Source organism: Bacillus sp. P4_D3, from assembly GCF_056401855.1.
The window spans coordinates 1-1487 of record NZ_JBFUIN010000738.1 but is presented as its reverse complement, the minus strand read 5'-3'; the positions used below and the strand labels follow the sequence as shown (position 1 = coordinate 1487).

Here is a 1487-nt window from a genome sequence, read left to right as displayed (position 1 = left end):
CTTAAAGGGGATGGTGTAAATATGTTGAAAAGGATTATGGTAGTCTGTTTATTGTTTATTTTACTTTTTCCTAATATATATGAGGGGAAGAAGGCGGAAGCAGCAACGATAAACAATGGAACATTAATGCAGTATTTTGAGTGGTACGCTCCGAATGATGGGAATCATTGGAATCGTTTGCGTTCTGATGCTGAAAATTTAGCCCATAAAGGAATTACATCTGTATGGATACCACCTGCATATAAAGGGACTTCACAAAATGATGTAGGATATGGAGCGTATGATTTATATGATTTGGGGGAATTCAATCAAAAAGGAACGGTGCGGACGAAATATGGGACAAAAGCACAGTTGAAATCTGCAATTGAAGCTTTACATAAGCAAAGCATAGATGTGTATGGTGATGTAGTTATGAACCATAAAGGTGGGGCTGATTATACTGAAACCGTAACAGCTGTAGAGGTAGACCGAAACGATCGAAATATTGAAGTGTCAGGTGATTATGAAATTAATGCATGGACGGGGTTTAACTTTCCAGGACGCGGAGATTCTTATTCTAATTTCAAATGGAAATGGTATCATTTTGACGGAACGGATTGGGATGAAGGAAGGAAATTAAATCGAATTTATAAATTTAGGGGTATAGGTAAAGCATGGGACTGGGAAGTGTCTAGCGAGAATGGGAATTATGATTATTTGATGTATGCAGATCTTGATTTTGATCATCCAGATGTTGCGAAGGAGATGAAAAATTGGGGAACGTGGTATGCGAATGAATTAAATTTAGATGGCTTTCGTTTAGATGCTGTTAAACATATTGATCATGAATATTTACGCGATTGGGTAAATCATGTCAGACAGCAAACGGGGAAAGAAATGTTTACAGTGGCTGAATATTGGCAAAATGACATCCAGACTTTAAACAATTATTTGGCGAAAGTCAATTATAATCAATCTGTATTTGATGCACCGCTTCATTACAATTTTCATTATGCTTCAACAGGAAATGGGAATTATGATATGAGAAATATTTTAAATGGAACAGTAATGCAAAATCACCCTGCACTCGCAGTTACTCTCGTTGAGAATCATGATTCTCAGCCTGGGCAGTCATTGGAATCTGTAGTAAGTCCGTGGTTTAAGCCGCTGGCATATGCATTTATTTTAACTCGTGCAGAGGGCTATCCTTCAGTTTTCTATGGTGATTACTATGGGACAAGCGGAAATAGTAGTTATGAAATTCCAGCGTTAAAAGATAAAATTGATCCAATTTTGACGGCACGAAAAAACTTTGCATATGGTACGCAGCGTGATTATTTAGACCATCCAGATGTGATTGGCTGGACAAGAGAAGGCGATGGTGTACATGCTAATTCTGGTTTAGCGACATTAATCTCTGATGGACCAGGAGGATCAAAGTGGATGGATGTTGGAAAGAATAACGCTGGGGAAGTATGGTACGATATTACGGGTAATCAAACAAATAC

General features: G+C 37.9%; 1 protein-coding gene. It reads left to right on the top strand.

Annotation, left to right across the window (positions count from 1 at the left end; genetic code table 11):
* Positions 1–21 precede the first annotated feature (21 nt).
* The coding region (gene amyS / locus AC1DTM_RS26140; RefSeq protein WP_477001250.1) for an alpha-amylase at positions 22–1487 on the top strand (1466 nt) is incomplete at its 3' end.